At 66.4% G+C, this 24349-nt stretch carries 25 protein-coding genes and 1 tRNA gene; 7 read left to right on the top strand and 19 right to left on the bottom strand.

Annotated features, from left to right (window positions below):
* Positions 1 to 85 precede the first annotated feature (85 nt).
* Complete coding sequence (locus BACI348_RS02745; protein WP_159823845.1) at positions 86 to 745, top strand: GntR family transcriptional regulator; 660 nt, start codon at positions 86 to 88, stop codon at positions 743 to 745.
* 125 nt (positions 746 to 870) lie between these two features.
* Positions 871 to 1317: a transferase gene (locus BACI348_RS02740; RefSeq protein ID WP_159823844.1), complete on the top strand. Its 447-nt coding sequence runs from the start codon at positions 871 to 873 to the stop codon at positions 1315 to 1317.
* Positions 1318 to 1373: 56 nt separating this feature from the next.
* On the opposite strand, the gene BACI348_RS02735 is transcribed toward BACI348_RS02740, so the two are convergent.
* The 13 genes from BACI348_RS02735 to arfA form a co-directional block, all read right to left on the bottom strand.
* Complete coding sequence (locus tag BACI348_RS02735) at positions 1374 to 2192, bottom strand: IclR family transcriptional regulator (protein ID WP_159823843.1); 819 nt, start codon at positions 2190 to 2192, stop codon at positions 1374 to 1376.
* Positions 2193 to 2322: 130 nt separating this feature from the next.
* A complete protein-coding gene (locus BACI348_RS02730; protein ID WP_159823842.1) occupies positions 2323 to 3384 on the bottom strand; it encodes a HoxN/HupN/NixA family nickel/cobalt transporter in 1062 nt (353 codons plus the stop codon).
* Positions 3384 to 4214 (bottom strand): urease accessory protein UreD, encoded by an 831-nt coding sequence (locus tag BACI348_RS02725; RefSeq protein WP_159829724.1) that lies wholly within the window; start codon positions 4212 to 4214, stop codon positions 3384 to 3386. Before BACI348_RS02725 ends, BACI348_RS02730 begins: the two co-directional genes overlap by 1 nt.
* Positions 4215 to 4360: 146 nt before the next feature.
* On the bottom strand, positions 4361 to 4978 hold the full coding sequence (gene ureG, locus BACI348_RS02720; protein ID WP_159823841.1) for an urease accessory protein UreG: 618 nt from the start codon (positions 4976 to 4978) through the stop codon (positions 4361 to 4363).
* A gap of 25 nt (positions 4979 to 5003) precedes the next feature.
* The gene (locus tag BACI348_RS02715) at positions 5004 to 5789 is read right to left on the bottom strand and encodes an urease accessory protein UreF (RefSeq protein ID WP_159823840.1); all 786 of its coding nucleotides are present in this window, start codon (positions 5787 to 5789) and stop codon (positions 5004 to 5006) included.
* A complete protein-coding gene (gene ureE, locus BACI348_RS02710) occupies positions 5770 to 6255 on the bottom strand; it encodes an urease accessory protein UreE (RefSeq protein WP_159823839.1) in 486 nt (161 codons plus the stop codon). Before ureE ends, BACI348_RS02715 begins: the two co-directional genes overlap by 20 nt.
* Positions 6256 to 6266: 11 nt before the next feature.
* Entirely contained in the window at positions 6267 to 7997 is a 1731-nt protein-coding gene (ureC, locus tag BACI348_RS02705) for an urease subunit alpha (RefSeq protein ID WP_159823838.1), read from the bottom strand.
* Positions 7994 to 8332 carry an urease subunit beta gene (locus BACI348_RS02700; RefSeq protein ID WP_159823837.1) on the bottom strand — a complete coding sequence of 113 codons (339 nt, stop codon included), beginning with the start codon at positions 8330 to 8332 and terminating at the stop codon, positions 7994 to 7996. The genes ureC and BACI348_RS02700 overlap by 4 nt, the downstream gene beginning before the upstream one ends.
* A gap of 11 nt (positions 8333 to 8343) precedes the next feature.
* Positions 8344 to 8646 (bottom strand): urease subunit gamma, encoded by a 303-nt coding sequence (locus BACI348_RS02695; RefSeq protein WP_159823836.1) that lies wholly within the window; start codon positions 8644 to 8646, stop codon positions 8344 to 8346.
* A gap of 249 nt (positions 8647 to 8895) precedes the next feature.
* Positions 8896 to 9453: a cysteine hydrolase family protein gene (locus tag BACI348_RS02690; RefSeq protein WP_159823835.1), complete on the bottom strand. Its 558-nt coding sequence runs from the start codon at positions 9451 to 9453 to the stop codon at positions 8896 to 8898.
* 102 nt (positions 9454 to 9555) lie between these two features.
* The gene (locus tag BACI348_RS02685) at positions 9556 to 10560 is read right to left on the bottom strand and encodes a LacI family DNA-binding transcriptional regulator (protein ID WP_159823834.1); all 1005 of its coding nucleotides are present in this window, start codon (positions 10558 to 10560) and stop codon (positions 9556 to 9558) included.
* Between the two features lie 103 nt (positions 10561 to 10663).
* On the bottom strand, positions 10664 to 11254 hold the full coding sequence (locus BACI348_RS02680) for an HhH-GPD-type base excision DNA repair protein (RefSeq protein ID WP_159823833.1): 591 nt from the start codon (positions 11252 to 11254) through the stop codon (positions 10664 to 10666).
* Between the two features lie 117 nt (positions 11255 to 11371).
* A complete protein-coding gene (arfA, locus tag BACI348_RS02675; RefSeq protein WP_159829723.1) occupies positions 11372 to 12865 on the bottom strand; it encodes an arabinosylfuranosidase ArfA in 1494 nt (497 codons plus the stop codon).
* 403 nt (positions 12866 to 13268) lie between these two features.
* Here arfA and BACI348_RS02670 point away from each other — a divergent pair, with 403 nt between their 5' ends.
* Positions 13269 to 14300: an ANTAR domain-containing protein gene (locus tag BACI348_RS02670; RefSeq protein ID WP_159823832.1), complete on the top strand. Its 1032-nt coding sequence runs from the start codon at positions 13269 to 13271 to the stop codon at positions 14298 to 14300.
* Between the two features lie 90 nt (positions 14301 to 14390).
* Here the strand turns inward: BACI348_RS02670 and araA are convergent, their stop codons facing one another.
* The 6 genes from araA to BACI348_RS02640 form a co-directional block, all read right to left on the bottom strand.
* Complete coding sequence (gene araA / locus BACI348_RS02665; RefSeq protein WP_159823831.1) at positions 14391 to 15911, bottom strand: L-arabinose isomerase; 1521 nt, start codon at positions 15909 to 15911, stop codon at positions 14391 to 14393.
* Positions 15912 to 15955: 44 nt separating this feature from the next.
* Positions 15956 to 16660 carry an L-ribulose-5-phosphate 4-epimerase gene (locus BACI348_RS02660; protein WP_159823830.1) on the bottom strand — a complete coding sequence of 235 codons (705 nt, stop codon included), beginning with the start codon at positions 16658 to 16660 and terminating at the stop codon, positions 15956 to 15958.
* Positions 16657 to 18405: a ribulokinase gene (araB, locus tag BACI348_RS02655; protein ID WP_159823829.1), complete on the bottom strand. Its 1749-nt coding sequence runs from the start codon at positions 18403 to 18405 to the stop codon at positions 16657 to 16659. The genes BACI348_RS02660 and araB overlap by 4 nt, the downstream gene beginning before the upstream one ends.
* A 153-nt stretch (positions 18406 to 18558) precedes the next feature.
* Positions 18559 to 19557: a homocysteine S-methyltransferase gene (gene mmuM / locus BACI348_RS02650; RefSeq protein WP_159823828.1), complete on the bottom strand. Its 999-nt coding sequence runs from the start codon at positions 19555 to 19557 to the stop codon at positions 18559 to 18561.
* 48 nt (positions 19558 to 19605) lie between these two features.
* Positions 19606 to 20622: a LacI family DNA-binding transcriptional regulator gene (locus BACI348_RS02645; RefSeq protein WP_159823827.1), complete on the bottom strand. Its 1017-nt coding sequence runs from the start codon at positions 20620 to 20622 to the stop codon at positions 19606 to 19608.
* A gap of 119 nt (positions 20623 to 20741) precedes the next feature.
* Positions 20742 to 20814: transfer RNA gene (locus BACI348_RS02640), tRNA-Lys, on the bottom strand.
* A gap of 181 nt (positions 20815 to 20995) precedes the next feature.
* Between BACI348_RS02640 and BACI348_RS02635 the strand changes: the two genes are divergently transcribed.
* The 4 genes from BACI348_RS02635 (at position 20996) to BACI348_RS02620 (ending at position 24268) form a co-directional block, all read left to right on the top strand.
* Complete coding sequence (locus BACI348_RS02635) at positions 20996 to 21655, top strand: hypothetical protein (RefSeq protein ID WP_159823826.1); 660 nt, start codon at positions 20996 to 20998, stop codon at positions 21653 to 21655.
* Positions 21656 to 21981: 326 nt separating this feature from the next.
* Entirely contained in the window at positions 21982 to 22599 is a 618-nt protein-coding gene (locus tag BACI348_RS02630) for a DUF47 domain-containing protein (RefSeq protein WP_159829722.1), read from the top strand.
* A 1-nt stretch (position 22600) separates the two neighbouring features.
* Positions 22601 to 23614 (top strand): inorganic phosphate transporter, encoded by a 1014-nt coding sequence (locus BACI348_RS02625; protein WP_159823825.1) that lies wholly within the window; start codon positions 22601 to 22603, stop codon positions 23612 to 23614.
* Between the two features lie 249 nt (positions 23615 to 23863).
* Positions 23864 to 24268 carry a hypothetical protein gene (locus BACI348_RS02620; protein WP_159823824.1) on the top strand — a complete coding sequence of 135 codons (405 nt, stop codon included), beginning with the start codon at positions 23864 to 23866 and terminating at the stop codon, positions 24266 to 24268.
* The last annotated feature ends 81 nt before the right edge of the window (positions 24269 to 24349 follow it).

Genomic DNA, 24349 nt, shown 5'->3' with positions numbered 1-24349 from the left:
GGGTCCTGCCCGGGGCCGTGCTTTCTGCCGTACTATCAAAGCACCGACTGTAAACAGTCAACTTACAACATTGAGGACACACGCCATGGCCGGACTGACAGCACCGCTGCTGGGACTGCAGAAGAAAAGCCTTCGCGAGCAGGCGCTCGCGGCGCTGAGGACTGCCATCACCAGCGGCGAGCTGGAACCCGGCCGGCACCTGGTGGAAACCGAACTGTCCGAAATGCTGCAGATCAGCCGCGGAACCCTGCGCGAGGCGCTGCGGCAGCTGGAGCAGGAAGGCCTGCTCTCTGCCGGGCCACGCGGCCGGCTCTCCGTCCGGCACCTGGACGAAAAGGAAATCCGGGACATCTACGCGGTCCGGGCCGCTCTGGAGTCCCTGGCCGCCCGGACGTTGTGTGAACTGCCGGACCGGCAGCATGTCATTGGCTCGCTGCGGGCAGCCATCGACGCCATGAAAGCTGCAGAGGAGGCCGGGCTCCAGGAGCGCGTTGAATCAGACCTGGAGTTCCACCGCACACTGTGCCGCCTCACGGAAAATGAGACCCTGCTGCACACGTGGGAATCGCTGGAAGGCTCCATTCGGATGTCCATCATGTTCGCCGGACTGGAGAAGGGCGTGAAGAACATGAGTGTGGACCGCCACCACGACATCGTGGCGGCCATCGAAACCGGCGACGCGTCGCTGGCCCGGAAGACCATCCGGGCGCATATGGACACCGCCGCCGCCAACCTCGTCGCCTGATTCGGCCACGCAGTCCCTCTGCGCCGCCCGTCCCGGCGCCGTTCGCGCCGGCCCGGGAATCCCTTTGAGTTGTTGGCCGTTAACTGAATGTGCGGAAAAATCCGCATTTTCCAACGAGGGATTGAATGAACGCGAAGTTTGTATCAGTTGAAGACGACGCCGGGAAGGTCACCCGCTACGTCCGCCATGGCAACGGCGGCGGCCTTATCGCCCCCGGCGCGGTAGTGGCCGAGTCCGCCCGCATCGGTCCTATGACCTATGTTGAATCCGGCGCCCGGATCGGTTCAGGCTGCCGGATCGGGCACGGCAGCTGGATTGACCGCGATGCGACCATTGGCGACCGCGCCGTGATCGGTGACGGCGTGCGGATCGGCCGCGGCACCGTGGTGGGGAGCCGGGTGCATATCGGCAGCCATTCGCGGATCGGTTCGGGCGTCCTGATTGAGCCCGGGGTGCATGTGCACACCGATACAACGATTCCCGACGCCGGCCATGTTCCGTTGGGCGCGCGGGCGCAGACAGCGGATCAGGCGAAGAACCGGCCGCACGCGAAGACGCGGATCGCCGCCTAAGCCGCTGTTGCGCTGCAGCTGTGTGAGCCTGCCCGTCCGGCCAAGGGTGTTGAAGGTCAGGAGTCTGCAGACCCGATGCCGAGGAGGGCCTTGGCGATGTCCTTGCCGGCCAGACGGAGCTGATCGATAGTTGCCGGCAGGCTGTCCGACTTCAACCGCTGCTCCGGCCCGTTGACGGATACGGTGCCTACCAGCGCACCGGCCACGTCCCGAACCGGGAAGGCCACAACGAAGAGGCCTTCTTCGAGCTCGTTGTCCAACACGGAATAGCCCTGGTGCCGGATCTTATGCAGTTCCTGGATCAGCTCGTCCCGCCGGGTGATGGTCTTCGGCGTAAACGCCTCCAGCTTCTTCGGCAACGCCTGCGCAACCTCGTCATCGCCCATCTCCGCCAGCATCAGCTTTCCCGTGGCGCTGGCATGTATCGGATAGGTCTCGCCAACGTACATGGTGACATTCAGATGGCGGGAACCGGACGCTTCCGCGATCACGTCATACGTCAGGGCGTCCCGCACCATGGCCAGGTTCACGGTCTCGTTGAGCCGTGCCGCGTAGTCATCAAGGATGGGCTGGACCCTGGCCACCGCCCCGGTATGGGGGTCAGCCAGCCGGCCGAGCCGTGCCATTTCCCAGCCGAGCGTATACCGGTTGTCCACCCTGTCCACAAACCCTGTCTGTTCCAGGCTCAACAGCAAACGGAAGGCGGTTGGACGCGTCATGCCAACCGCCTGGGCGAGTTCGGTCACAGTGATGCCTGCCCTGTGGCGGCCCAGTTCACTGAGCAGGACGGTGGCCTTGATGACGGATTTGTTGGTGAGGTCTGCAGTCTCATCCCCCGCGGCTTCACCCCCGTCTGCCGCTGCCTGCACGTCCACGCCTCTATCCGTTGCCACTTCAAACCCCGGTTCCGTTCACGTCTACTCAAGGCACAGTGCCCCAATGTCCCCCAACATCCTAGGCGCCCAGCAACACGTTGAACGGGACGTTCAGGAGAAGCCGGGCGGTTTACGGCTCCCCCACGATCTTCCGGCCCAGCCGCCCCTTCAGCGCCGCGGCACCCCATACAGCCAGCAGCAGCGCAACCAGCAGCAGGCCGGCATCGCCCAGGTCGATGGATCGGAGCCAAGCCGTCAGCGGATCCTCCAAAGCGAACGCGGCATTCGCAAACCCGCCCAGGGTGATGCCGGCGATGAACAGGGCTGACACCGCGGAGATGCCGGTGACCAGCACATTGAGGCCAAGTTTCCGTTGCGGGTCCGCGAGGGCCGAGCGGTACATCCGCATCATCGCCATCCCGTTGAGTGAGTCGCACAGGGTCATGGCGGCGGTGAACGCGAGGGGCAGCGCCAGCAGGGCGAACGGGGGCACTCCGGCCAGCGAGGCCGCCGTCGTCATCATCAGCAGTCCGATGGTGGTGGCGGTATCAAAACCCAAGCCGAACAGGAACCCGATCACGTAGATGTTCCGCGGCCGCCGCACCCTCGCCAGCGGACGGCTAAGAAGGCGCACCACCAGTCCCTGCGGCTCCAGGTCCCGCGGGTCGATGGCGGCACCGCTGCGGGAGCGGCGGTAGGCGCGGGCCGAGCGGGCGAAGGCCGAGCCGTTGAACAGCCCCAGCGCCAGCAGGAACACCCCTGACACACCACTGCCGATCAGGCCGAGCACCATGTTGCCGGCGGACCCGTCCTGCAACAACTCCCCCGCCGCCGCGGCGCCGGCAATCACCAGCACTCCGGCGAGTGTCACCACGGAGCTGTGTCCGAGGCTGAAGGCGAACCCGACACTGACCGGATCCTGCCGCTGTGCCACGAATTTCCGGGTGGAGTTGTCGATGGCGGCGATGTGGTCCCAGTCGTAGCTGTGCTTCACGCCGGCGAGGTAGGCGGTCAGGACCAGTCCCCAGGTGAGGGCCTGCGCCCCGGATGCTCCTGCCGTTCCGCCGAGCAAAAGTACGACGGCGGCTGCATGCAGTGCGGCCACCGCACCGAACATGCACAGCAGGCGGGTCCGCAGCGGCAGCGCTTCCCGCTGGCGGTAAAGCGCTGTGATGTTCGTGATGGCTGTCATCAGTGCTTCCTCAGGTTCAAAGGTTCCTGCCCGTACCACCGCTTCCTCAGCAGGGTTGTGCAGGCGCCGAGCAGGCGGTTCAGTTCGCCGGTGCTGTTGGACAGGCTCCGAAGGACCAGCCCGGTGGTTCCGGCGAGCGTGCGGGTGAGGGAAATGCCGGTCAGGGCCTGGTGCCCCGACGTGGCGGCGTGCAGGTGGTCGGCGAGCGCCTGGTCCACACGCAGGTCCACCACGATCAGCGAGCCGAGGTGGCTGTACCCCTCCATGAACCCCAGCCCGGTGACATCCCCCGACGGCGGCCGGATGAGCAGGTTGTCCAGCGCCAGCAGCTGGCTACCCTCCTCCGTTTCCACGTGGATCTCGTTCCGCAGCCGCACTTCCTTATACCGGAACGCCGCGCCGTCGGGTGACCAGCCCGGCGTGACCACTTCTGCCATCACCAGGCTCGACGACGGCCGGACAGTAATGTGCGTCCGTTGCCGGTAGCTGGCCTCCCGGTAGGCGATGAGCTGGTCCGGCACCAGCTCCAGCCGGGCGTCCTCCCCCAGCCGGACAGTCATCTGCTGCTCAGCAAAGGACCCGGGAGTCCGGTAGACCTTCGTTGCCGACTGGGTGGTCAGCAACAGGTCAGCGCCATCCCCCACTTCAAGATCGAGAACAAAGAGATCCGCCCCAAGATAGGCCCCGCCAGGATTCACTACGACATAACAAACCTGCCCGGAGTCATCAAGGTAATGAGGACGAAGTACCCGAAGAGCGCCCTGATGGAATTGGTGCGCCGCGAAGGATCGTCCCATACGCTCGGCGACCACAAGCTCAAGCTCGCCCATCGGTGCCTGCCCGTGGCTGGGTCCGGCGGCTTCGCCGGATGTGGGGCCGTGCCCGCTCCGCGGTGCCCGCCACGCCGCGGCCCCCAAATCCGGCCTCGCCGCCTCAGCGCGCAAGTCACCGTGAGTAAGCCCGAGTGCCACCATGTCTACTGTGCCAAGTCGAGCATCAAGACGTCGTGCCGGATCCAATCAATAACCTTGTCCAACCCCTCATCGGTTTTGAGGTTGGTAAAGCAGAACGGCCTATCCCCTCTAAACTCTTTGGAATCTTTTTCCATGACTGCGAGGTCTGCTCCGACGTGGGGTGCGAGGTCGGTTTTGTTGATGATGAAGAGGTCGGACTTGATCATGCCCTGGCCGGCTTTACGGGGGATTTTTTCGCCCTGGGCCACATCGATGATGTAGATGGAGAAGTCGACCAGTTCGGGGCTGAAGGTGGCGGAGAGGTTGTCGCCGCCGGATTCAACGAAGATGACCTGGAGGTCGGGGTGCCTGGCTTTGAGTTCCTCGATGGCGGCGGTGTTCATGGAGGTGTCTTCGCGGATGGCGGTGTGCGGGCAGCCGCCGGTTTCGACGCCGATGATCCGGTCTTCGGGGAGGATGCCGTTGGCGGCGAGGATTTTGGCGTCTTCGATGGTGTAGATGTCGTTGGTGATGGCGGCCATGGAGATGTCGCCGCTCATGTGCCGGGTGAGCCGCTCCACGAGCTGGGTCTTGCCTGCTCCGACGGGTCCGCCGATGCCGATTTTGATGGGTTCGCTCATTTTTCCTCCTGGGTAAAAAGCACTGCTAGCTCATGAACATCCGGGCACGTTGGCGTTCGTGCCGCATTTGGGAGATTTCCAGTCCGGGGCTCACAGCGCCCAGGTCGTCCGGCGTCAGGTGCGGGATCTGTTCGACGACGGCAGCAACGCCGTCGGCCGCCTGCCTCAGCAGCCGCTGGCCGGCGTTCTGGCCGAGCGGGATGGCGCGGACGGCGTTCTGCGTCAGGGAGGTGGCGGTTGCGAAAAGGTAGGCGGCGAGTGCTTCCTGCAGCGGCACTCCGAGTGAACGGGCGACGACGGCGAACGCCAACGGCTGGTGACCGGCGGCCTGCCCGCGGGTCACCAGGTCCCGGTACAGTTCCAGCGCCGACGAGGGAAAAACCTCAGCCCCGATCTCAAGCAGCCGGCCGCCCATCTTAAGGCTGGCTTCCCGAACCTGCCGGGGCAACAGCGAAGCAGAGAGAAGAGAATCCAGCTCCTCAAGATCAACGCCCTCATAAAAGAACCGGATGGCCAGCCCATCGGAATAAGTCAGCGACTGCGAGATGAACGCGGACAACCAAGTCCCAAAACCAGCCTCATCAGCGACCACACCGGCGTCGACATAGGTCTCAAAGCCAAGGGAGTGGGCAAAAGCCCCTGTCGGCAAAGCGGAATCGACCAACTGCTGCAAAGCAAGCTGGTAATTGCCGGCCCCGGCGGTGGCGGGTGAAGGGGGCTGCGGTGTGGTGGGCACCGCGAAGCGGGCACAGCCCCCTTCACCCGCCGCCGTACCCAAGGTGACGCTGGAACTAGTGCGAGTGCTCAGCATGGCGGAAAGGCACAGGCATAACGCGTTCCTGGCGCAAGTAGGGCACGGCAGTGTGTTGGAGGTAGTCCTCGACGGTGTGGTCGTACGCGCACACCATGACGTCGGCCCCGTACTCGCTGTCGCCGTCGAAGAACTGTGCCTGAAGGTGCCGGTTGCCGAGCGAGTGGGCAACCACGCCCATCTCGTACACCGACCGCGGTGCGATGACCAGGACGTCGGTGGGGAGCACGGAGACCACGATCATGTTGGTTTCTTCGACGTGGAGGATGTCGCCGTCGCGCAGGTCGCCCGAGCCGGAGGGGAGCCGGATGCCGATTTCCTTGCCGTGGTCGGTGGTGGCGCGCTGGATCCGTTTGACCAGTTGAGCGCTGGGGAGGACCACTTTTTCCTGGTGCAGGCTGGCGTAGGCGGCGAGGTCGGTCGTGGGCAGTTCGTGCAGGTTGCCGAGGATTTTTTCGATGATCACGAAAGGAGCTCCTAGAAGAGGAAGTAGCGCTGGGCCATGGGCAGGACGTCGGCGGGCTCGCAGGTGACGTCTTCGCCGTCCACCGTTACCTGGTAGGTTTCCGGGTCCACGTGGATGTCCGGGGTGGCGTCATTGTATTTGAGGTCCGCTTTGGTGAGGCTGCGGATCCCGGAGACGGGCCGGATCACCTTCTCCAGCCCCAACTCGTGGGGCACGCCGGCGTCGATCGCGGCCTGGGACAGGAACGTGATGGAGCATTGCTGGACTGCCTTGCCGAACGCGCCGAACATGGGACGCATGGTGCGCGGCTGCGGGGTGGGGATGGACGCGTTGGCGTCGCCCATCAGCGCTGAGGCGATCTGGCCGCCTTTGAGTACCAGCTCGGGTTTGACGCCGAAGAAGGCCGGGTCCCAGAGCACCAGGTCCGCGAACTTGCCCACCTCCACCGATCCCACCGAGTCGGCGATGCCCTGGGCGATGGCCGGGTTGATGGTGTACTTGGCGACGTAGCGCTTGAGGCGGAAGTTGTCGCTGCCCGCACTGCCGTGGACACCGCCGCCGTCATCCTGCAGGACTCCCCGCTGCTTTTTCATCTTGTCCGCCACCTGCCAGGTGCGGGTGATGACTTCGCCCACCCGGCCCATGGCCTGCGAGTCAGAGGAGGTGATGGAGAAGATGCCCAGGTCCTGCAGCACGTCCTCGGCGGCGATGGTCTCGGCCCGGATCCGGGAGTCCGCAAAGGCCACATCCTCGGGGATGTCGGGGTTGAGGTGGTGGCACACCATCAACATGTCCAGGTGCTCTTCGATGGTGTTGCGCGTGTAGGGCAGCGTGGGGTTGGTGGACGCCGGCAGGACGTTGGGCATGCCGGCGATTTTGATGATGTCCGGTGCGTGCCCGCCGCCTGCACCCTCGGTGTGGAAGGTGTGGATGACGCGGCCGTTGATGGCGCGGATGGTGTCCTCCACGAAGCCGCACTCGTTCAGGGTGTCGGTGTGGATGGCCACCTGGACGTCGTACTCGTCCGCCACCGTCAGGGAGGTATCGATCGAGGAGGTGGTGGATCCCCAGTCCTCGTGGACCTTCAGGCCGATCGCGCCGGCGCGGATCTGTTCGGCCAGCGGCTCGACGGCGGACGCGTGGCCTTTGCCGAACAGGCCGATGTTCATGGGGAACCCTTCGGCGGCCTGCAGCATCCGCTGGATGTGCCATTTTCCGGGGGTAACGGTGGTGGCCTTGGTTCCTTCGGCCGGGCCGGTGCCGCCGCCGATCATGGTGGTGATGCCGCTGGTCAGCGCTGTGGGGATCTGGTCCGGGGAGATGAAGTGGATGTGAGTGTCCACCCCGCCCGCGGTGAGGATCTTCCGCTCGCCGGCGATGATTTCGGTGCCGGCGCCGATCACGATGTCCACACCGTCGGTGATTTGCGGGTTCCCGGCCTTGCCGATTTTGAAAATATGCCCGTCCCTCAGGGCGACGTCGGCTTTGTAGATGCCGGTGTAGTCCAGGATCACGGCGTTGGTGATTACGGTGTCCGGGATGTCCTCGTCGCGGACTGCCTGGCCGTTCTGGCCCATCCCGTCGCGGATCACTTTGCCGCCGCCGAACACCACTTCCTCGCCGTAGACGGTGAGGTCTTTCTCGATTTCGAGGAACAGGTCGGTGTCTGCCAGGCGGATCGCGTCGCCGGTGGTGGGGCCGTAGAGGTCGGCGTACTGCCGGCGTGGGATCTCGAAGCTCATTTGCTGTCCCCTTCCAGGCGGGTGCCGCCGTCGAGCTTTCCATTGACCGCGTTACTCAGGCCGTACACCTCGCGGCTGCCGGCGATTTCGATCAGCCGCACGTTCCGGGAGTCCCCCGGTTCGAACCGCGCCGCTGTCCCGGCGGGAATGTCCAGCCTGCGCCCATGCGCCGCATCCCGGTCAAAGGTGAGCGCCGCGTTGGCCTCGGCGAAGTGGAAATGTGAGCCCACCTGGACGGGCCGGTCGCCGGTGTTGGTGACGACCACGTCGACCGCCTCCCGTCCGGCGTTGGCCATCACGGGTTCGGGGCGCAGGATGTATTCTCCGGGAATCATGGCGGGCCCCTTCAGCGGATGGGATCATGGACGGTGACGAGCTTGGTGCCGTCGGGAAAGGTTGCCTCGATCTGGACGTCGTGGATCATTTCGGGCACGCCCTCCATAACGTCTTCCCTGTTCAGCACGGTGGTGCCATAGCTCATGAGTTCGGCCACGCTGCGGCCGTCGCGGGCACCCTCGATCAGTTCGTAGCTGATGATGGCCACGGCTTCGGGGTAGTTGAGCTTGAGTCCACGGGCCTGGCGGCGGCGGGCCAGATCGGCGGCCACCACAATCATGAGCTTTTCCTGCTCACGTGGCATCAGATGCATAAGGGTCCCTTCAACGGCCAGCGGACGGCGTGGGACCCAGAATAGGTTGCGGACGTTTCAGGCACGTTTCGGCGGGGTCATGGCCTGCTCTCCGCCCCGGGTTCCGGGCCGGGTTTTCGACTGCCCGCTGAATCTCCCCAGCTCTTGTCCCCCGGGAGGCGGGGACGACGGCGGTTCGCCGGGACACGCCGTCGTCCCACCTTGAAGGTGGGGAGGCTCAGCGGCGAGGGCCTGGAGGGGCCGGTTGGCCTACTGGGCGGCGGTGAGGCGGGCGAGGATCTCTTCGGTGGACTGGACGGGCTGGCGGTAGGTGGTGGACAGGATGCGCAGCATGTCCGCGGCATCCTGGCTGTCCTCGGACGCCATGGCTTCCCTCGCATACGTGACCCGGACGTTGTGCGCGAAGGCGTCGGCGCCGGTCTGGGCAATGCAGTTGTGCGTGGAGACGCCGGCGAGCACCACTTCGTCGGCGCCCCAGTTGCGGAGGCGGGAGAGCAGGTTGGTGCCCACAAAGGCGCTGTCCCGGGTCTTGTTCAACTGGGGCAGTCCGTCGATGGCCAGCCCGGGCACAGCCTCCGCCTGCCTGCTGCCCCGGAAGATAAATCCTTGGTCGTCGTCAAGCATGTTCAACGTCCAGGTGGACTTGTCCCGCTCGTGCTCCGTGCCCACCATCAGCGCTTTGTGCCCGCTGGACTTGAAAGCCTCAAGCAACGTGTTGCAGGACCCCACCAGCTTCTCCTGCTGCGCCGCCAGTTCGGGTGCCTCGAAGTAGGCGTTCTGCATGTCGATAACAAGAAGGGCAATCATCCAACGGACCTTTCCTCGTGGAGCCGGTTCCGGCAACGTACCCTGCATGCGGACCCGCGAAACCCTGCGCACGCAACCCCGGCGGCAGCGGGTGGCGGAAGCCTAGGGCGCGGATTCGCGCACCTGCAGCTGGAACCCGGCCTCCACGTGCACGCCCTGGTCCGCCGTTTCCTGGCCTTCGATCCGGTCGATCAGCAGCGCGATGGAGCGGTCGGCGATCTCTGCCATGCCGGGGGAAACAGTGGTCAGGGAGGGCGAGGCAAACCGGGCTTCGTCGATGTCGTCAAAGCCGGCGACGGCCACCTGCTCCGGAACCTTGAAACCTCGGATGAGCAGTTCGTGCATGGCGCCGAGGGCCAGGGCATCATTCAGCCCGAACGCCGCATCGAATTCGACGCCGCGGTCCAGCAGCCCTGCCACTGCCGCCGCTCCCCCGTCGCGGCGCCACTCGCACGGCGCAATCAGTGCCGGATCGAAGGGAATGCCGGCTTTCTCCAGCGCACGCCGGTAGCCGTTGAGGCGAAGCCCGGCAGTGCCGCCGGATTCCTCCGGGTGCGCACCGATGACGGCGATCCGACGGCGGCCGTCCGCCACCAGGTGGGTGGTGAGGGTCGCGGCCGCTTCCTCGTTCTTCATGGTGACCAGGTCGAACCGGGGATCGAGGATGTGCTCGCCGAGCATCACGAGCGGTTTCTTGCCCAGGCGGGCGGCAATCTCGTCCGCCTCCATGACCAAAGGGGTGAACAGCAGGCCGTCAGTGAGCTGCCGGAACGGACCCTGCAGGGCGTTCACTTCCACGTCCGCCACGGCGTCGGACTGCTCCACGAGAACCCGGTACCCGCGCTGCGACGCGGCTTTCATCAACCTCGATGCCAGTTCGGCGTAGTAGGGGGCGGAGAGGTCGGACAGGACCAGGCCCAGCATGCGGGTCTTGCCGGAGCGGAGGCTGCGGGCGGTCAGGTTGGCCTCGTAGCCCAGCTCGGCGATGGCGTCCTGGACCCGCTGCTTGGTGGCAGGGCGGATGAACTCGTAGTCGTTGAGCACGTTGGAGACCGTCTTCAACGACACACCGGCCGCCCGCGCAACGTCATTCATGGTGACCGCCATCGTGGCTCCTTCTTGTGGTTCCGCCTGTTCCTGCGATACATCGTTGCAGAAGATGCCGCACAGGCGGGAACCCGCCGTCGGCCGCCAGGCAGGAGCAGCCCCGTCAGTCCTTCGCCTTGGCCGCCTTCGCAGCCGCCTTTGCCGCCTGCTTGCTGGCGCGGACCTTCACCAAGGACTCGGGATCAACGATGTCCGCGACCGAGAGGTAAGAGCCCTCCTCGCCGTAGTGCCCCGCAGCCTCCCGCCAGCCCGGCGCCTGCAGGCCACGCTGCTTGCCCAGCAGGGCAAGGAAGATCCTGGCCTTCTGCTCGCCGAAGCCGGGCAATGCCTTGAGGCGGCTCAGGACCTCGGCGCCGTCTGGGTTGCCCTTGGTCCAGATCGCCGTGGCATCGCCGTCCCATTCGTTCTGCACCGCTTCTGCGAGTGCCTGGACCCGCGCCGCCATGGAGCCGGGGAACCGGTGCACAGCGGGGCGTTCCTTGAACATCTCCACGAAGGCCTGCGGTTCCTGGGACGCGATGGCCTCAGGCGCGATGGACCCGATCCTGGTCCTGATTTTTTCCGGGCCCGCGAACGCCGATTCCATGGTCACCTGCTGGTCCAGCAGCATGCCCGTCAGCAGCGCAAAGGCGTCCTCAGTCAGCAACTTGTCCGCGGCGGGATCCCCTGTGATGTGCAGTTCCATGCCGTCCATCCTCCCAGAGGAGGGCCGCCGCCGTCATGCCGTTCCCCGCCCCCTTGAGTTCTTGTCCAGGTATGCAGTGCTGCCGGGCCGGGAAACTGCGTACCCGGACAAGAACCCTGAGGGGATTCAGTTGACGGCCAGCCGGATCATGGACCAGGACACCGCAGGGAGCTGGGCGGTGAGGCGGCCGCCGCCGGCCTTGACCGAGACGTTATCGGCCGGCAGGACGGATGTGGAATCATCCGCCGTGGCCTGCCAGTACGGGTCCTTGTTGGCGTAGGTGAGGGCCTCCACCACGCGCACGTCGCCCAGGCCGGACAGCACCGCGTCCAGGCCCAGCGTGTCCGTGGCCGAGCGGTTGACAGCGAACACCACAGCCTCGCCCTTCTCTGCGTCAAAGGTCGCGACGGCGGACACGGCGGCAAAATCGGCCGTCTTGCCGCCGCTGACCCGCGGGGATTCGACGGCGAGCTGCAGCACTGTGCCGGACGCGTGCCGGGAAGTGAGTGCAAACGGGTGGAACGTGGTCTGCTTCCAGGAGCGGCCTCCCGGCTCGGTCATGATGGGGGCGATCACGTTGACCAGCTGGGCCAGGCTGGCTGAGTGCACGCGGTCAGTGTTCTTGAGCAGGGTCACCAGGAGATCACCGACGACGACGGCGTCCGCCACTGTGTAGGTGTCCTCCAGCAGGACGGGGGCCACCGGCCAGTCCTTGCCGGACGGTGCCCTGGAGGCGTCGCGGCTCATGTGCCAGACGTTCCACTCGTCGAAGGAGATGTTGACCTGTTTGGTGGATTTCTTCACCGACTTCACGTGGTCGATGTGGCTGACGATGTCCTTGATAAAGGTTTCCATCTTGTGCCCGGCAGCGAGGTGCTCCTGCAGGTCGCCGAAGTCCTCGAAGTACTGGTGTGCAGAGATCAGGTCCACCAGCTCGTAGGTTTCGGACAGGACCACGCGCTCCCATTCGCCGAACGTGTCCATGGTGGGCCCGGAGCTGCCGCAGGCCACCAGCTCCAGGTCGGGCTCCACCATGCGCATGCCGCGGGCGGTATCGGCAGCGAGGCGGCCGTACTCGAGGGCGTTCTTGTGCCCGATCTGCCAGGGCCCGTCCATCTCGTTGCCCAGGCACCACATTTTGATGCCGTAGCCGTTCTCCGCACCGTTGGACCTTCGCTGGTCCGACAAGGCGGTTCCGCCGTCAATGTTGCAGTACTCCAGCAGGTCCAATGCCTCCTGGATGCCCCGTGTGCCGAGGTTCACGGCCATCATGGGTTCGACGCCCGCCTTCACGGACCACTTGGCGAACTCGTCAACACCCACCAGGTTGGGGTCGGTGGAGTGCCAGGCCAGGTCAAGCCGGACCGGGCGCTGGTCCGTGGGGCCAACCCCGTCTTCCCACCGGTAGCCCGAAACGAAGTTGCCGCCGGGGTAGCGGACTGTGGAAACCCCAAGTTCGCGGGTCAGCTCCAGCACGTCGCCGCGGAACCCGTCCTCGTCCGCCGTCGGGTGCTCCGGCTCGAAGATGCCGGTGTAGACGCAGCGACCCAAGTGCTCCACGAACGCCCCGAAGGTGCGGCGGCGGACAGGCCCCACGGCGAAGGCCGGGTCGATGGTGATCCTGGCAGCGGTTTCCGGTGCTGCGGTTGCGCCTGCCGGCGATTCCGGTCCGGCGGAGCCTGGGTGGGGGGCGGTGGATTCTGTGGGTGCCACGAAAACGTCCTCGTTCCTGATTATTTACAACGTTATAGAAATATTGTTGACGGTGCCGTGGCGCGAGTCAAGCGCCCCGCCGAAGATCACCGCCAAAGGAGAGCCGAAAATGCCCTTTCGCGCCGCACACCGCCCACCTGCGGAAACATCAAAAGCAGGTAGTGGGGATCAAAAACCAAGTAGTACCTAATCTCAAAAACAAGTACCGGTTACGCGTTCACCGGCAACGGCCCCGCAACTAGGTTTTTCTCAGAGACAAGACGAGTTCCAGCTCGCGGTACTTGGCTCACTAGGGGGTGTGGGACCGGCAATGCAAGCACCATACGCAAGCTCAGATTTCCCGGGCCAACGGACCCGGGCACTAAGCGGGGCCGGCGACGAGGAGGCCTTCGAGACCAAGGCCTCTCCCCCAGCCGTCGCCGGCCCTCTGGCTTCCCAGCAGGGCCCCCTCCCCCACCAGCGCGGACCCGCCGCACACGGAAGTCCAGTACCCGGGCGCGCCCTGCACGGCAGCAACGCACCGGGCAATGCCGTACCTGCCACTGCACGGCAGCGCACAGCAGCGTCCGCCGACGACGGAAAACAAAACGGGATACTGCTGGACCTGCTGACCGGCGCCGAAACGCTGCATGAGTCCGTTGCCCTGCTCGCTGCCGCCTCGGCCCGTGCCGTTGTGGGCACGCCGGGGCTGATGATCGAATGCGGTGTGGTGGTCCGGCAAACGAAGCGGGCCCCAGTCATCACCGGAACCTCCCGGGAAGTCATCCGCCTGCTCGAGTGGGAGCAGGAGAAGGGCGAAGGGCCGGTCAGCGACGTCCTGGCCGGCGGCCATCCCGTAGCTGTGCTGCAGCGGAGCGGCGACTTCCGCTGGCCCCGCTACTGCCAGGAGCTGCAGGCGGCCAACCTGGGCAGCGTCCTGGGCACGCGGCTGCGCCTGGACCGGGAAACGCGCCTGGACCAGGACAACAGTGACGAGGCCATTCCAGTCCGCGAAACCACCGCGGCCCTGGCGTTCTTTGCCGAGGATGCCAAGGCATTTCCGCTGCAGGTGATCTCCGAAGCACGCTCCTTCGCGGGGCTTGCCGGGAAGAGCCTTCAGATGGCCCTGGATCTTCACAACGCCAGGTCCACCGCATCGGATCTGCGCCTCGCACTGGACAGCCGCACGTCCATCAACGTTGCCTGTGGCGTGATCATGGCGCAGAACAGGTGCTCCTACCACGAGGCCTTTTCGATCCTCGCCCGGGCCTCCAGCCACCGGAACATCAAGGTGCGCCGGGTGGCGGAGGACATCCTCGAACACTTGCCCGAGGGCCCTCCGCGGGCGCACTTCGGCCACTGACACCAGGTTCTGCGGGCCACGGAGGCGGCCCAGGTTCCGCCACACCTGGATACTGCCCCGCTTGGGGCGCCACCGGCCCTGGATGCCCCGCTAGATGCCGCCGGCCAGCTTGTAGTAGGCGGCGTTCCAGTTCAGGTCCTTTTTGAACTGCCGGATGGTGGTTCCCTCATCGATGGTCAGCAGTTCCGTTTTGGCGATTTCCGCGAAGTCCTCGAACACGTCCATGCCCACCTGTGTGGAGAGCACGGTGTGGTGGGCTGCGCCGGCAGTCAGCCAGGCTGCGGCGGAGGTGGCGAAGTCCGGCTTGGGCTGCCACAGGGCCCGGGCGACGGGCAGGTTGGGCAGCGGCTGGTCCAGCGGCACCACGTCCACGGCGTTGGCCACCAGGCGGAACCTGTCCCGCATGTCCGAAAGGGCCACCACGACGCCCGGGGAGGCATCGGCGTCGAACACCAGGCGCACGGGGTCTTCCTTGCCGCCGATACCCAGCGGGTGGATCTCCAGGCGCGGTTTGCCCGCCGTGAGCGAGGGGCAGACCTCCAGCATGTGGGCGCCCAGGATCTTCTCCGAACCCGGTTCCAGGTGGTAGGTGTAGTCCTCCATCAGGGACGCACCGCCGGGCAGGTCCCCGCCCATCACTTTGGCGGCGCGGACCAGGATGGCGGTCTTCCAGTCGCCCTCGGCGCCAAAGCCGTAGCCGGCGGCCATCAGCCGCTGCACGGCGAGGCCGGGAAGCTGGCGAAGCGCGCCGAGATCCTCGAAGGACGTGGTGAACGCGGCTGAACCGTTGGTCTCCAGGAAGCTGCGCAGGCCCAGTTCGATCCGGGCACCGTACCGCAGCGAGTCGTGGCGGGCCGCGCCTGCGCGGAGTTCCGGCACCACATCGTATAGGTCCTCGTACTCGGCAACCAGGGCATCGACGTCGGACTCCGCGGCGCCATGCACGGCGTCGGCGAGCTCGTTCACGGACCAGGTGTTAACCGCGACGCCGAAGCGCAGTTCCGCCTCGGTTTTGTCACCTTCGGTGACGGCGACGTTGCGCATGTTGTCGCCGAAGCGGGTCAGCTTCAGGGTGCGGACGGCGGCCCAGCCGGCGGCGGCGCGCTGCCAGGACCCCACCTGGCGGGCGACCTCGGGGTTGGAGACGTGACCCACGACGGTTTTGCGGGCGATGCCCAGCCGGGACTGGATGTAGCCGAACTCGCGGTCGCCGTGCGCGGCCTGGTTCAGGTTCATGAAGTCGAAGTCGATGTCCGCCCACGGCAGGTCGCGGTTGGCCTGGGTGTGCAGGTGCAGCAGGGGTTTGCGGAGCAGGTCCAGGCCCTGGATCCACATCTTCGCGGGGCTGAAGGTGTGCATCCAGGCGGTGACGCCGATGACGGAATCGTCGGAATTGGCCTCCAGCGCCGTGCGGCGGATGGCGTCGGAATCGGTCAGGACCGGCTTCCACACAATCCGTACGGGAACGGCGGAGCTGGCGTTGAGGTGGTTGGCAATCTCCTGCGACTGCGCGGCCACCTGTTTCAGGACGTCCTCGCCGTAAAGGTGCTGGCTGCCGGTGAGGAACCAGACCTCGTAGCCGTCAAGGGAAGTGTTTGCTGCGGTACTCATGGGTTCTCCTGGAAAGTTTGTGGGGACGGGCTGACGGCGGGCACTTACTGGCCGTAGACGTTCTGGTAGCGGGCGTAGAGGGAGTCGATCCGGGCCTGGTCGATCGGCAGCGGCTCACCGAGCTGGCGGGAGACGTGGACTGTCTTGGCCACTTCCTCGCACATCACGGCTGCCTTCACCGCGGACCTGGCGTCCTTGCCGATGGTGAACGGGCCGTGGTTCTGCATCAGCACCGCCGGGGACGTGGAATTTTTCAGGGTCTCCACGATGCCCTGACCGATCGAGTCATCACCGATGAGCGCGAACGGGCCCACCGGAATTGAGCCGCCAAATTCGTCACCCATCATGGTCAGGACGCACGGAATGGACTCGCCCCGGGCGGCCCAGGCTGTGGCGTAGGTGGAGTGCGTGTGCACCACCCCGCCGACGTCGGGCATGTTGCGGTACACGTAGGCGTGGGCAGCCGCGTCCGACGACGGCGAGAGGGCCGGGTTGCCCCACTCACCGTCCGCATCGCCATCCACGGGCACCCCATAGAGATCCGTGACCACCATCTGTTCGGGCGTGAGGTCGTCATAGGAAACGCCGGAGGGCTTGATGACCATCAGGTCGCGGCCGGGAACACGGGCGGAGACGTTGCCCGCCGTCCACACCACCAGTCCGTAGCGGGTGAGTTCGGCGTGCAGGGCGCAGACATCCTGCCGGATCCGGGCGATGGTTTCCAGGACGTTGACGGTGGCGGTGCTCATGCGGAGGCTCCAACAGTTGCGGGGGTGGAGGGTGCTGCGGCCGCCTGCTGCCCTGCTGCCCGGCGCTGGATGGCCTTGAGCCGGTGCATGACGTCGTTGGTCCCGCGGCCGAAGTAGTCGTGGAGCGTGCGGTACTCCTGGAACAGTTCCTCGTAAGCGGCTACGTTTTCCGGGATGGGCGTGTACACGTCACCGGGCTCGGAGCCCATCGCGGCGGCAGCCGCGCGGATGTCGGCGTACTTTCCGGCCGCGACGGCCGCGTGGATGGCTGAGCCCAGCGCCGGGCCCTGGGCGGAACCGATCGTGGAGAGCTGAAGGCCGGTGATGTCAGCGTAGATCTGCATCAGGAGCGGGTTCTTGAGCAGTCCGCCGGCCACGATGAACTCCTTGACCGGGACGCCGGAATCGCGGAACGCATCCACGATGGTCCGCGTGCCGAAGGCCGTGGCCTCCAACAATGCCCGGTAGGTGTCCTCGGGCTTGGTGGCGAGGGTCTGGCCCACCACCACGCCGGAAAGTTCGTGGTCCACGAGGACCGAGCGGTTGCCGGAATGCCAGTCCAGCGCGATGAGGCCGTGGGCGCCGATCGCCTGGCGGGAAGCCAGCTCCGTGAGGTATTCGTGAACGCCCAGCCCTGCGGCTTTGGCCGCCTCGTGATATTCGGGCGGCACGCCGTTCTTGGTAAACCAGCCAAAGATGTCGCCCACACCGGACTGCCCCGCCTCGTAGCCCCAGAGTCCGTCCACGATGCCGCCGTCCACAACCCCGCACATGCCCGGCACTTCACGCAGTTCGGTGCCGTTCATGACGTGGCACGTGGAGGTGCCCATGATGGCCACCAGCTGGCCGGGATCAACGGCCCGGGCGGCCGGGGCGGTGACGTGGGCGTCAACGTTGCCCACAGCCACGGCGATGCCCTCGGGCAGGCCGGTCCATGCGGCCGCCTCCGCGGTGAGGTATCCGGCGGCGTCGCCCAGGCGGCCGATGGTGTGCTCGAGCTTGGCGCTGACGAAGTCCTTGAAGTCAGGGTTCAGGGCGGAAAGGAAGTCCTCGGACGGGTAGCGGCCGTCCTGGTAGATGCCCTTGTAGCCGGCGGTGCAGGCGTTGCGGACGTACCCGCCGCACAGCTGCCAGACGATCCAGTCCGCCGCCTCCACCCAGTGGTCCATCTCGGCGTAGGCTTCGGGATCCTCCTCCAGCAGTTGCAGGCCTTTGGCGAACTCCCACTCCGAAGAAATCAAACCACCGTAGCGGGGCAGCCACGCCTCGCCCCGCTCGGCGGCGAGCCGGTTAATCCGGTCGGCCTGGCCCTGGGCGGCGTGGTGGCGCCACAGCTTCACGTACGCGTGCGGACGGTTTGCGAACCCGGGCAGTTCATTCAGCGGGGTGCCGTCGGCCTTGGCCGGCACCATCGTGCAGGCGGTGAAGTCCGTGGCAATTCCGACGACGGCGGCCGGGTCGATCCCTGCCTCGGCCACAGCTGCCGGGACGGCATGCCGCAGGACATCGCGGTAATCGTTGGGCACCTGAAGTGCCCATTCGCCGGGAAGCCGGACGGCAGCGCCATCGGCGCCGCGGCCGGCCACATCCTCCGGAAGCGCGTCCGTGACAACGGCGTGCGGGTAGTCGTAGACCCCGCTGCCGAGTTCCTTGCCGTCCCGCACGCGGACCACCACGGCCCGGCCGGAGAGGGTTCCGTAGTCCACACCGATGACGTAGCTGTCCGGGTCCACTGTGACGTCCATAAAAAGCTCCTCCAATAGCTGCCGCAACTTCGCGGCTCCACTAATTGTGAGCGCTAACAAGTGGGAAGTCAATGAAACTTGGGAGTCAATGAACTGGAATGGTGGACCTGAAAAGGAGGTGGACCGTGGCGGCGCCGGCAGCCTATGCGCTGATCAACCGCCGGCGCAGGCTTCGGCCCACAGCCGGGCCAAGGCGGCAATGTCGTTCGGGGTGGTCCGGCAGCAGCCACCCACCATGCGCGCCCCACGCTCCTGCCACGCCCGGGCTCCTTCGGCAATGCTGCGCGGCGCAGCAGCCTCGTGGCCGGGATGGCCCTCGGAAGACGCTGCCGGTTCCCAGGCCTTGGTGCCGGCGTCGTAGGTTTCGCCGGAGTTTGGATACGCGATCAGGGGTTTGCGGGTGACTTGTCCCAGGGCATCCAGCGCCGGAGTGACCAGCGCCAACGGCACGCAGTTCACGCCGATGGCGGCCACGAGCGGCTCGGCGTCACACAGCTCCGCGACGCGCTGCAGCGGGGTGCCGTCGCTGATGTGCGCTCCGTCCCGGAGCGTGAAAGTGAACCAGGATTCGGCGCCGAACCCGGCAACCAGTTCCAGCAACGCCTCCGCTTCGGGCAGGGAAGGCAACGTTTCGCAGGCCAGGACGTCGGCCCCCGCGTCCACGAGCGCCGCCATCCGTGGCCGGTGGAACTCCATGAACCCGCTCCGGCTGAGTGTGTAGTCGCCGCGGTATTCGGACCCGTCGGCGAGGTAGGCGCCGTACGGTCCAACAGACCCGGCCACCAGCAGCGGACCGGCATCCGGGTTCTCCGCCAGGTGTTCGCGGCGGGCCTCGTCGGCCAGGTGGACGCTCAGGGCAACACGTTCCAGGGCTTCGGCTTCCGGGATTCCGCGCCGGGCAAACCCCAGCGGCGTCGCCTGGTAGCTGGCGGTGATGGCCACCCGCGCTCCGGCCTTAAAGTAGTCCCGGTGGACCTGCTTCACGAGTTCCGGCTGTTCCAGCAGGACCTTGGCGGACCACAGGGGGTCCTCGAGGTCGCAGCCGTGCGCTTCGAGTTCCGTGGCCAGGGCGCCGTCGAGGACAAGGTTTCCGCCGGCGTGGAGCTGGCGGGACAGTGCGGTGCTCCGCGGCTGGTTTGCAGGCTGGGGCATCACTTCAGGCTACAGCGCCTGGCGGGTGGCGGAACGCAGGCAGCAGCATCAGGAACGCGGCGCCGCCGCACTCCCCCGGCGCACCAGTTCCGGGGTGACAACGGTGGAACTGACCGGGGCGCCCGCCTCGATCTCCTTCAGCATCGCGTCCATGCAGCGCCGGCCCAGCTCCTCAAAATCCTGGCGCACAGTGGTAAGCGGCGGAGTGAAGTACCCCGATTCGGGCTGGTCGTCGAACCCCACCACGGAGACGTCGTCGGGCACGCGCACGCCTGCCTCGTTGAACGCCCGAAGCACCCCAAGGGCCATTTGGTCGTTGCCCACAAACAGTGCCGTAGCAGTACGCTCCTCCGCCAGCCGCCGCCCGATCGCATAACCGCTTTCCGCGCTCCAGTCGCCTTCCAGGAGCAGATCATCCCTCAGGCCCGCGGCCTGGAGGGCCGCCCGCCAGCCTTCGGCGCGCAGCGCGCCGTCGATCCAGTCAGCCGGCCCGGCAACGTGTGCGATCCTGCGGTGCCCCAGTTCGATGAGATGCCCGACGGCGATCCCGGCGCCGCGCTTCTGGTCCACCATGGCGCCGCTGACGGCGTCGTTGCCGAGCGAGCCGACAGCCACCACGGGTACCCCGGGATTGAACTCCTCCAGGATCTGCAGGGTTTCGGTGTGCGGCACCAGGACAGCGATCCCGTCAACGGACTGGTCGGTGAAGTGCCGGAGGGCGTCGAAGATGGCGTCCCGGCCAATGGAACGCAGCGCGGCGATGCTGACAAAGTAGCCCGCGTCCCGCGCGGCACGCTCGACGCCCAGCATGGTGTTGGCCGGACCGTACTGTGACAGCTCGCTGCCCAGGACTCCGATGGTCTGCGAGCGCCGGGTCACCAGGCTCCGTGCCGCAGTGTTCCGCCGGTAGCCCAGCTGGGCGATGGCGGCCTCGACCTTTTCGCGGGTTGCCTTGCTGACGTTGGGGTGGCCGTTGACCACCCGGGAAACGGTCTGGTGGGAAACACCGGCAAGTTCGGCCACGTCCTCCAGGCGCGGCAGCCGCCCGGCGCTGCTTTTTGTCATGTCCCCATTGTGCCGGTTTACACCTGGCCCCGTTTGGTGCGGGAGCCCGGTGCGCAACGAAAAAATCCCCCGGCGGCCTCGAAAGACTGCCGGGGGATTTTCCCACTCTTCGCAAAGAGTGGGCCCTGTGGGGCTCGAACCCACGACCCACGGATTAAAAGTCCGATGCTCTACCAACTGAGCTAAAGGCCCCTGCCGGGCTGGTGAGGCACGAATGCGCCGGCCTGCCCGGCCCAATCCATTTCTGGACATTAAATACTCTAACCCATGGTTCCGGCAGCTTTGCACGCACGCGAAGGACCCGCCGTCGGGCGCGTCTGCAACGGGTTCTGACGCTCGATTTCCAGCCGGGCACAGGAGTAGCGTGGGTGGCATGAGCGAGCAACCAGGTCCCACCCCATACGGCGGCGCCAACCGGCACCACAAGCCGAAGCCTTTCGCCCCCGTGGACTTCGAGCCTTTTGCCGGCGGCGCGGATCCCGCCAGGGTCTCCGAGGCCGCCCACCTGGCCGCTCAGGCGCTGGTCCGGCACGGCCGCGACAGCGACGATCCGGCGGTGACTGAGCGGCTCGTCAAGCTTGCCGACGAGCAGGGCCTGGAAGCCATCGCGGAGATGTGGGCGGAAAGCCCGGCCCGGTCGCTTCCCGGTGCCCTCTGGCGCCTCTATGCCTTGCGCGCGGCCACGGTGCAGGACCCGGAACGCATTTCGGTCTACTTCCGCGCCGGCAAGGACACCGCCCAGGTGTCCAACGTGGTGGCGGGCGCCGCAGAGCCTCCCGGGGCCGATGAGATGAAGTCGATGGCGGATGCCATCCTGTCCGGCGCGTTCGACGGCGACTTCGACGTCGCGCTGGAACGTTCCGCTGCGTTCTGCCGTGTGGTGGCGCTCGGCCAGGCGACGCTGGCCGATGGTGCCGAGCACGGCAATGAGGCCCACGCGAGCAAGCTCACGCGCAACTCCCACCAGCTGGTGAAGACCGCCGAGGACCTCGAGCACGCCGCCAACGCCTGGCGGCTGGGCGAATTGGACTGACCCGGCCTGCTTTCGCTGGCCCAAGAGCGCGGATCTGTCAATGTTGACTTGGGCCAACCAACGTAGAACACTGAAACTGGTGCCGAGCCGCGAAACCCCCGGGCTTCAACATTCAGCCGCCTAGAGCGGCCTACCGCCGAGAGGCGTATCCGGTTCGGCACCATTTTTGTGCCCGCAGGCGGTCCCGGAATCATGCCGGGCCGCTGGTTGCCAGCCGTTTCAGGGGTCCTTTTGCGGGCCGGTAGAGTTAGCGTTGGTTGCGCCGGAGTCAAGTCATGCGGCAGGCAACTCCCCGCCCTGTACTTTTCCCGGAGACCGGTAACTACGTGAAACTGCGCCTTTTTCCCCAGGAGCCCGCCGGGCTGAACCTCTTATCCCAAATGGCGCAGCAGATTGTGCTGGGCACCGCCACCCTGGCCGAAATCCTCGGCGTACCCGCCGGTGAACACGGCAAGCTCGTGGAGGACATGCACAACCACGAGGCCAGGTCTGCCGAGCTGCATTTCGCCCTCCTGACGCACATGCGCACCAGCTTCGTGAACCCGCTGCCCCGCGAGGACATGTACGCCCTCTCGCGCTACCTCAACGAAGCGATCGAAAAGCTGGATGCCGCGGCGGAACTGGTGGCGCTGTACCGGCTGGAGCGGTTGCCCAAACGTGCCGCGGACCAGCTCGAGATCATCAGCCGGCAGGCCGAGCTCACTGTCGATGCGATGCGCCGGCTGGACAACCTGGACGACCTCGAGGACTACTGGATCGAGATCCTCCGGCTGGCCAAGCGCGCCGAACGGACGCACCGGGTGTGGGTGGCGGACATGATCAGCGACATGAAATGGGCCCAGTACTCCCGCAACCGCGACATCGCCAACCAGCTGGTGGAGGTCACCAAGGACATGCGCCGGATCGCCACCCAGGTAGGCAGCATCATCGTCAAGGAATCCTGAGGTGCTGGCTGCCATCTTTGCTGCGGTGGTCCTGCTGGCCGCCGGATTTGCCTTCCTCAACGGCTTCCGTGACGTTTCCACCGCCGTGGCGCTGGCCACCCGCACCAGGGCACTCACCCCCAGCGTCGCCGTCCTGCTGGCCGCCTTCTTCAACTTCATCGGCGCCCTGCTCAGCGCCACGCTGGCGGTTGGCGTCAGCCAGAACTGGATCACGCTGCCCGCCGGGACCAGTGGTCTAAGCATCCTGGTGGCCGGCCTGGTGAGTTCCTGCGCCTGGGGCCTGCTCATGTGGTGGCGCGGCATTCCCGCCTCCTCCACCCATGCCCTGGTTGGCGGGCTGGCCGGGGCCGGGCTGGCCAGCCTCGCCGTGGGCGGCGCCGGCGTTGGCGGGGTGGACCAGTCGCTGCTGTTCCAGGTGATCCTCCCGCTGGTGCTGTCCCCTCTGGTGGCCTACGGAGCCGCGTTCCTGCTGGTCTATCCGGCCACCTGGGCGGCGCGTTACACACAGCCGAACGTGGTGAACCAGCGGTTCCGCCGCAGCCAGGCCATCGCGGCCGGGGCCGTGGCGTTCGGCCACGGCCTGCAGGACGGCCAGCGGGCCAGCGCGGTGCTGCTGCTCGCCCTCCTGGCGGCGGGCTATTCCGACGGCGGCTCCATCCCCGTGTGGGTAGTGTTGCTCTCCGCGGTGATGATGACGGCAGGAACGCTTTTTGGCGGCTGGCGGATTTCGCACACGATCGGGTACAAGATCACGCGGGTGGACCCGCTCCGCGGTTCAGTGGCGCAGATCTACAGTGCCGCGACGCTGTTCGTGGGTGCCATCGCCCTGCATCTGCCGCTGTCCACCACCCACACCGTGACGGCGGCGGTCCTTGGGGCGGGCGAGAACCAGAACTTCTCGGTGACCAACCGGAAGCTCGTGCTCCGGATCCTGGGGCTCTGGATCCTCACGCCGGCGGCCACGGCGGCCCTCGCCTTCGTGCTGGCGCTGGCACTTTCGCCGCTGCCGGGGTAAGGGTCAGGGTGAGCCGCACACGGTGAGACGCAGGGCCGGGCCGCCCGGCCCGCAGCGGGGGACACCGGCGTCGTCCCCTGTTCCCCTGCTCCCGGGGACCTGTACAGCCGGAAGCCCGTGACGTAGATTCAAAAGTAGGCCCCCAGTGCTGCTGCCGGGCCCATATCCGCCGCCGGGTGCAGGGCCGCGGACAACGCCGCTGCAGCATACCGGCGGCCTGGATGCACAACGCGGGAAAGACCAGGCGTTATGTCTACCTCGACTCCCCGGCACAACCTCCCCCAGCCGCGGCGCATGCGCTGCGAACTGTGCGGGACCGAACACCAGCTGACCATCCATGCGATCACGGCGATGGGAGCAGCCAACGGCGACCTGGTTACCGTCGCCTACACCTGCAACGAGTGCCGCCGGTTCCACGAGCACCTTTCCTATGCGGCGGACGTGGCCGCTGCGCTGCGCCAGGTGCGCTGGATGGCGAAGGTGATTATGTTCGGTGACGACTACATCCACTGCGGGTTCCCCATGGCAGAGGCAGAGTTCGAGGTCGAACGCCTCTGCTACCGCAGCAGCACGGCCGGTGGACTCAGCACCGTCTCACTGCCCATCAGGGTGCTGCGGTGCCGGTGCGGCTTCCAGCTTGAAGTCCCCGAATAGGCGTACGACGACGGCCCCCTGGTTCAGCCGGCTGTGGGCCACGGCCGCAGGGGTGCCCGGGCGAGCGTGCGGGCTTGGGGC

Origin of the sequence: Arthrobacter sp. 9AX, assembly GCF_902506095.1 — a bacterium.
Classification (GTDB): domain Bacteria; phylum Actinomycetota; class Actinomycetes; order Actinomycetales; family Micrococcaceae; genus Arthrobacter.
The sequence above is the reverse complement of the archived record's forward strand: the minus strand, read 5'-3'. Positions and strand labels throughout refer to the sequence as shown.

What these genes read in the sequence shown, in the direction of transcription:
- BACI348_RS02725 (WP_159829724.1), bottom strand. Translation starts at nt 4,214, where the DNA reads ATGGGCGAGCTTGAGCTTGTGGTCGCCGAGCGTATGGGACGATCCTTC.
- araB (WP_159823829.1), bottom strand. Translation starts at nt 18,405, where the DNA reads ATGGACGTCACAGTGGACCCGGACAGCTACGTCATCGGTGTGGACTAC.
- ureG (WP_159823841.1), bottom strand. Translation starts at nt 4,978, where the DNA reads ATGAGCGAACCCATCAAAATCGGCATCGGCGGACCCGTCGGAGCAGGC.
- BACI348_RS02695 (WP_159823836.1), bottom strand. Translation starts at nt 8,646, where the DNA reads ATGCATCTGATGCCACGTGAGCAGGAAAAGCTCATGATTGTGGTGGCC.
- BACI348_RS02715 (WP_159823840.1), bottom strand. Translation starts at nt 5,789, where the DNA reads ATGCTGAGCACTCGCACTAGTTCCAGCGTCACCTTGGGTACGGCGGCG.
- BACI348_RS02690 (WP_159823835.1), bottom strand. Translation starts at nt 9,453, where the DNA reads ATGATTGCCCTTCTTGTTATCGACATGCAGAACGCCTACTTCGAGGCA.
- BACI348_RS02635 (WP_159823826.1), top strand. Translation starts at nt 20,996, where the DNA reads ATGAGCGAGCAACCAGGTCCCACCCCATACGGCGGCGCCAACCGGCAC.
- BACI348_RS02730 (WP_159823842.1), bottom strand. Translation starts at nt 3,384, where the DNA reads ATGACAGCCATCACGAACATCACAGCGCTTTACCGCCAGCGGGAAGCG.
- ureC (WP_159823838.1), bottom strand. Translation starts at nt 7,997, where the DNA reads ATGAGCTTCGAGATCCCACGCCGGCAGTACGCCGACCTCTACGGCCCC.
- araA (WP_159823831.1), bottom strand. Translation starts at nt 15,911, where the DNA reads ATGAGTACCGCAGCAAACACTTCCCTTGACGGCTACGAGGTCTGGTTC.
- BACI348_RS02740 (WP_159823844.1), top strand. Translation starts at nt 871, where the DNA reads ATGAACGCGAAGTTTGTATCAGTTGAAGACGACGCCGGGAAGGTCACC.
- BACI348_RS02745 (WP_159823845.1), top strand. Translation starts at nt 86, where the DNA reads ATGGCCGGACTGACAGCACCGCTGCTGGGACTGCAGAAGAAAAGCCTT.
- BACI348_RS02670 (WP_159823832.1), top strand. Translation starts at nt 13,269, where the DNA reads ATGCAAGCACCATACGCAAGCTCAGATTTCCCGGGCCAACGGACCCGG.
- mmuM (WP_159823828.1), bottom strand. Translation starts at nt 19,557, where the DNA reads ATGCCCCAGCCTGCAAACCAGCCGCGGAGCACCGCACTGTCCCGCCAG.
- BACI348_RS02700 (WP_159823837.1), bottom strand. Translation starts at nt 8,332, where the DNA reads ATGATTCCCGGAGAATACATCCTGCGCCCCGAACCCGTGATGGCCAAC.
- BACI348_RS02680 (WP_159823833.1), bottom strand. Translation starts at nt 11,254, where the DNA reads ATGGACGGCATGGAACTGCACATCACAGGGGATCCCGCCGCGGACAAG.
- BACI348_RS02685 (WP_159823834.1), bottom strand. Translation starts at nt 10,560, where the DNA reads ATGGCGGTCACCATGAATGACGTTGCGCGGGCGGCCGGTGTGTCGTTG.
- BACI348_RS02645 (WP_159823827.1), bottom strand. Translation starts at nt 20,622, where the DNA reads ATGACAAAAAGCAGCGCCGGGCGGCTGCCGCGCCTGGAGGACGTGGCC.
- BACI348_RS02660 (WP_159823830.1), bottom strand. Translation starts at nt 16,660, where the DNA reads ATGAGCACCGCCACCGTCAACGTCCTGGAAACCATCGCCCGGATCCGG.
- BACI348_RS02620 (WP_159823824.1), top strand. Translation starts at nt 23,864, where the DNA reads ATGTCTACCTCGACTCCCCGGCACAACCTCCCCCAGCCGCGGCGCATG.